Below are 5,382 nucleotides of genomic sequence, written 5' to 3' on the forward strand. Positions count from 1 at the left end.
GAATGTATGTCCGGCGGTGTCCTACTCTCCCACACCGTTCCCAGTGCAGTACCATCGGCGCTGAAGGGCTTAGCTTCCGGGTTCGGAATGTGACCGGGCGTTTCCCACTTCGCTATGACCGCCGTAACCTGATGGAACCCTTGTTGTGTTCTCAGGTCACGACACCGTGTGTCGTGCTGTGTTCACTTGTTCACCACCACCCCGGACACGATCCGCGGTGCGGGCCGGTTTGGGGTGGGTGTGGTGGTGTGTTGTTCCAGAGTTGCATAGTGGACGCGGAGCTTCTTTGTGGTAACAAGTTATCGGCTTATTAGTACCGGTCAGCTTCACACATTACTGTGCTTCCACGTCCGGCCTATCAACCCAGTCGTCTAGCTGGGAGCCTCTCACTCACAAGGAGTATGGAAGCCTCATCTTGAAGCGTGCTTCCCGCTTAGATGCTTTCAGCGGTTATCACTTCCGAACGTAGCTAATCAGCGGTGCTCTTGGCAGAACAACTGACACACCAGAGGTTCGTCCATCCCGGTCCTCTCGTACTAGGGACAGGTCTTCTCAAGCTTCCTACGCGCACAGCGGATAGGGACCGAACTGTCTCACGACGTTCTAAACCCAGCTCGCGTACCGCTTTAATGGGCGAACAGCCCAACCCTTGGGACCTACTCCAGCCCCAGGATGCGACGAGCCGACATCGAGGTGCCAAACCATGCCGTCGATATGAGCTCTTGGGCAAGATCAGCCTGTTATCCCCGGGGTACCTTTTATCCGTTGAGCGACGGCGCTTCCACAAGCCACCGTCGGGTCACTAGTCCCGACTTTCGTCCCTGCTCGACATGTCTGTCTCACAGTCAAGCTCCCTTGTGCACTTACACTCGAAACCTGATTGCCAACCAGGCTGAGGGAACCTTTGGGCGCCTCCGTTACCTTTTAGGAGGCAACCGCCCCAGTTAAACTACCCACCAGGCACTGTCCCTGAACCAGATCATGGTCCGAAGTTAGGAGCCCAGAACGACCAGAGTGGTATTTCAACGATGACTCCACACTAGCTGGCGCTAATGCTTCACAGTCTCCCACCTATCCTACACAAGCCGTACCGAACACCAATACCAAGCTGTAGTAAAGGTCCCGGGGTCTTTCCGTCCTGCTGCGCGTAACGAGCATCTTTACTCGTAGTGCAATTTCGCCGAGTTCGTGGTTGAGACAGTGGAGAAGTCGTTACGCCATTCGTGCAGGTCGGAACTTACCCGACAAGGAATTTCGCTACCTTAGGATGGTTATAGTTACCACCGCCGTTTACTGGCGCTTAAGTTCTCAGCTTCGCCACAAGTGACTAACCGGTCCCCTTAACGTTCCAGCACCGGGCAGGCGTCAGTCCGTATACATCGAATTGCTTCTTCGCACGGACCTGTGTTTTTAGTAAACAGTCGCTTCTCCCTGGTCTCTGCGGCCCTTTCCCCTAGAGAGCAAGTCTCTTCAGGGTCTGGGCCCCCCTTCTCCCGAAGTTACGGGGGCATTTTGCCGAATTCCTTAACCACGATTCACTCGATCGCCTTGGTATTCTCTACCTAACCACCTGAGTCGGTTTGGGGTACGGGCGGCTCGAACCTCGCTAGAAGTTTTTCTCGGCAGCATAGGATCACCCTGCTTCCCACATTACGTGGTCACTATCAAGTCTCAGCCGTACGGTCAGCGGATTTGCCTACTGACCGGCCTACACTCTTGGACGTGGACAACCATCGCCACGCGGAGGCTACCTTCCTGCGTCACTCCATTGCTTACCTACTACAAGATCGGGTCCCACGCTCCCCCAGCAACACGACACCCGAAGGTGCCGAACGTCGTGGGTTCGGGTGGTTAGCATCCCCTGATTCGATATGGGCGGTTCTTCGCCGGTTCCGGAATATCAACCGGATGTCCATCGACTACGCCTGTCGGCCTCGCCTTAGGTCCCGACTTACCCAGGGCAGATTAGCTTGACCCTGGAACCCTTGGTTATTCGGCGCTAGAGTTTCTCACTCTAGATTCGCTACTCATGCCTGCATTCTCACTCGTGTAGCGTCCACCCCTGGATCACTCCGGAGCTTCACTCGCTACACGACGCTCCCCTACCCAACAACGCCCCTGAGGAAAACCTAGGGTAATGCGTCATTGCCACAGCTTCGGTGGTGTGCTTGAGCCCCGCTACATTGTCGGCGCGGAATCACTTGACCAGTGAGCTATTACGCACTCTTTAAAGGGTGGCTGCTTCTAAGCCAACCTCCTGGTTGTCACAGCAACTCCACATCCTTTCCCACTTAGCACACGCTTAGGGACCTTAGCTGGTGATCTGGGCTGTTTCCCTCTCGACTACGAAGCTTATCCCCCGCAGTCTCACTGCCACGCTCTCACTTACCGGCATTCGGAGTTTGGCTGACGTCAGTAACCTGGTGAGGCCCATCAGCCATCCAGTAGCTCTACCTCCGGCAAGAAACACGTGACGCTGCACCTAAATGCATTTCGGGGAGAACCAGCTATCACGGAGTTTGATTGGCCTTTCACCCCTACCCACAGCTCATCCCCTCAGTTTTCAACCTAAGTGGGTTCGGTCCTCCACGCCGTCTTACCGGCGCTTCAACCTGGCCATGGGTAGATCACTCCGCTTCGGGTCTAGACCCAGCGACTCAAACGCCCTATTCGGACTCGCTTTCGCTACGGCTTCCCCACACGGGTTAACCTCGCCACTGAGCACTAACTCGCAGGCTCATTCTTCAAAAGGCACGCCATCACCCCAACCAGGGGGGCTCTGACGGATTGTAAGCGCACGGTTTCAGGTACTATTTCACTCCCCTCCCGGGGTACTTTTCACCTTTCCCTCACGGTACTAGTCCGCTATCGGTCACCAGGGAATATTTAGGCTTAGCAGGTGGTCCTGCCAGATTCACACGGGATTTCTCGAGCCCCGTGCTACTTGGGATCCCTCTCAGGAGTCATGAACATTTCGGTTACGGGGGTTACACCCTCTACGCCACAGCATTCAAGCTGCTTCACCTACACCCATGATTTCTTACTCCTTGCCAGCGTGTCAGCACTGACCAAAAGGTCCCACAACCCCTGCTCCGCAACCCCTGACAGGTCTCACACGAAACAGGTTTAGCCTCATCCGCTTTCGCTCGCCACTACTCACGGAATCACTGTTGTTTTCTCTTCCTGTGGGTACTGAGATGTTTCACTTCCCCACGTTCCCTCCACACACCCTATATATTCAGGTGCGAGTGACAAGAAATGACTCTTGCCGGGTTTCCCCATTCGGAAATCCTCGGATCACAGTCTGGTTATCGACTCCCCGAGGCTTATCGCAGATTCCTACGTCCTTCATCGGTTCCTGGTGCCAAGGCATCCACCGTGCGCCCTTAAAAACTTGGCCACAAAGATGCTCGCGTCCACTATGCAATTCTCAAACAACACACGGAAAACCCACCCACACACCAACACACAGCCAGTGCACAGACGAGCCCGTCACCACTGCAAGGCAACACCCACCCAACCGGGCGGCTGTCCCCTCAGGACCCAACAACGTGTCGACACCCCCACCACCAGCACACCAACCCGTTCCCCACCACCACACCAGAACCCCGAAGGACCCCGGCCGGCGGCCGTACTTGAGTCGATGCCCCGAACAGCACAGGCACCATGATTGATGATCCACCCATGAGCACACCCCAACCACACACTCGGTGGTTCAAGGGCTTAGCAGCTCCTTAGAAAGGAGGTGATCCAGCCGCACCTTCCGGTACGGCTACCTTGTTACGACTTAGTCCCAATCGCCAGTCCCACCTTCGACGGCTCCTCCCACAAGGGTTAGGCCACCGGCTTCGGGTGTTACCGACTTTCGTGACTTGACGGGCGGTGTGTACAAGGCCCGGGAACGTATTCACCGCAGCGTTGCTGATCTGCGATTACTAGCGACTCCGACTTCATGGGGTCGAGTTGCAGACCCCAATCCGAACTGAGACCAGTTTTAAGGGATTCGCTCCACCTCACGGTCTCGCAACCCTCTGTACTAGCCATTGTAGCATGCGTGAAGCCCAAGACATAAGGGGCATGATGATTTGACGTCATCCCCACCTTCCTCCGAGTTGACCCCGGCAGTCTCCCATGAGTCCCCACCATTACGTGCTGGCAACATGGAACGAGGGTTGCGCTCGTTGCGGGACTTAACCCAACATCTCACGACACGAGCTGACGACAACCATGCACCACCTGTACACCAGCCCAAAAGGAAACCACATCTCTGCAGCGATCCGGTGTATGTCAAGCCTTGGTAAGGTTCTTCGCGTTGCATCGAATTAATCCGCATGCTCCGCCGCTTGTGCGGGCCCCCGTCAATTCCTTTGAGTTTTAGCCTTGCGGCCGTACTCCCCAGGCGGGGCGCTTAATGCGTTAGCTACGGCACGGAACTCGTGGAATGAGCCCCACACCTAGCGCCCAACGTTTACGGCATGGACTACCAGGGTATCTAATCCTGTTCGCTCCCCATGCTTTCGCTTCTCAGCGTCAGTTATGGCCCAGAGACCTGCCTTCGCCATCGGTGTTCCTCCTGATATCTGCGCATTTCACCGCTACACCAGGAATTCCAGTCTCCCCTACCACACTCTAGTCTGCCCGTACCCACTGCAGAACCGGAGTTAAGCCCCGGTCTTTCACAGCAGACGCGACAAACCGCCTACAAGCTCTTTACGCCCAATAATTCCGGACAACGCTCGCACCCTACGTATTACCGCGGCTGCTGGCACGTAGTTAGCCGGTGCTTCTTCTCCAGGTACCGTCACTTCCGCTTCGTCCCTGGTGAAAGCGGTTTACAACCCGAAGGCCGTCATCCCGCACGCGGCGTCGCTGCATCAGGCTTTCGCCCATTGTGCAATATTCCCCACTGCTGCCTCCCGTAGGAGTCTGGGCCGTGTCTCAGTCCCAGTGTGGCCGGTCGCCCTCTCAGGCCGGCTAACCGTCAAAGCCTTGGTAGGCCACTACCCCACCAACAAGCTGATAGTCCGCGAGTCCATCCTTCACCAATAAATCTTTCCACCACCCACCATGCGGCAAGCAGTCATATCCAGTATTAGACCCAGTTTCCCAGGCTTATCCCAGAGTGAAGGGCAGGTTACTCACGTGTTACTCACCCGTTCGCCACTAATCCACCACAGCAAGCTGCGGCTTCATCGTTCGACTTGCATGTGTTAAGCACGCCGCCAGCGTTCGTCCTGAGCCAGGATCAAACTCTCCGTAGAAAATCAAAACCTGGCCGAAATTGATAGGATTCAATAAACATTGAATTCGTCAATATCAACCAAACAAACATTTGGCATCAATCACTCGACACGCTGTTGAGTTCTCAAGAAACAGCCGCTC

3 rRNA genes are annotated in these 5,382 nt (G+C 55.6%); all 3 read right to left on the minus strand.

From position 1 onward, the window contains the following. Positions 1-8: 8 nt before the first annotated feature. The 3 genes from rrf to P4R38_RS05230 all read right to left on the minus strand — a co-directional run bounded on the left by rrf (position 9) and on the right by P4R38_RS05230 (position 5,261). Positions 9-126 (minus strand): 5S ribosomal RNA (gene rrf, locus P4R38_RS05220). 164 nt (positions 127-290) lie between these two features. Further along, positions 291-3,400, minus strand: a 23S ribosomal RNA gene (locus P4R38_RS05225). A gap of 338 nt (positions 3,401-3,738) precedes the next feature. Further along, positions 3,739-5,261, minus strand: a 16S ribosomal RNA gene (locus P4R38_RS05230). Together the 16S, 23S and 5S rRNA genes form the textbook arrangement of a ribosomal RNA operon. Positions 5,262-5,382 lie beyond the last annotated feature (121 nt).

It is taken from the genome of Luteipulveratus flavus (genome assembly GCF_029439465.1).
GTDB classification, from domain to species: Bacteria; Actinomycetota; Actinomycetes; order Actinomycetales; family Dermatophilaceae; genus Luteipulveratus; species Luteipulveratus flavus.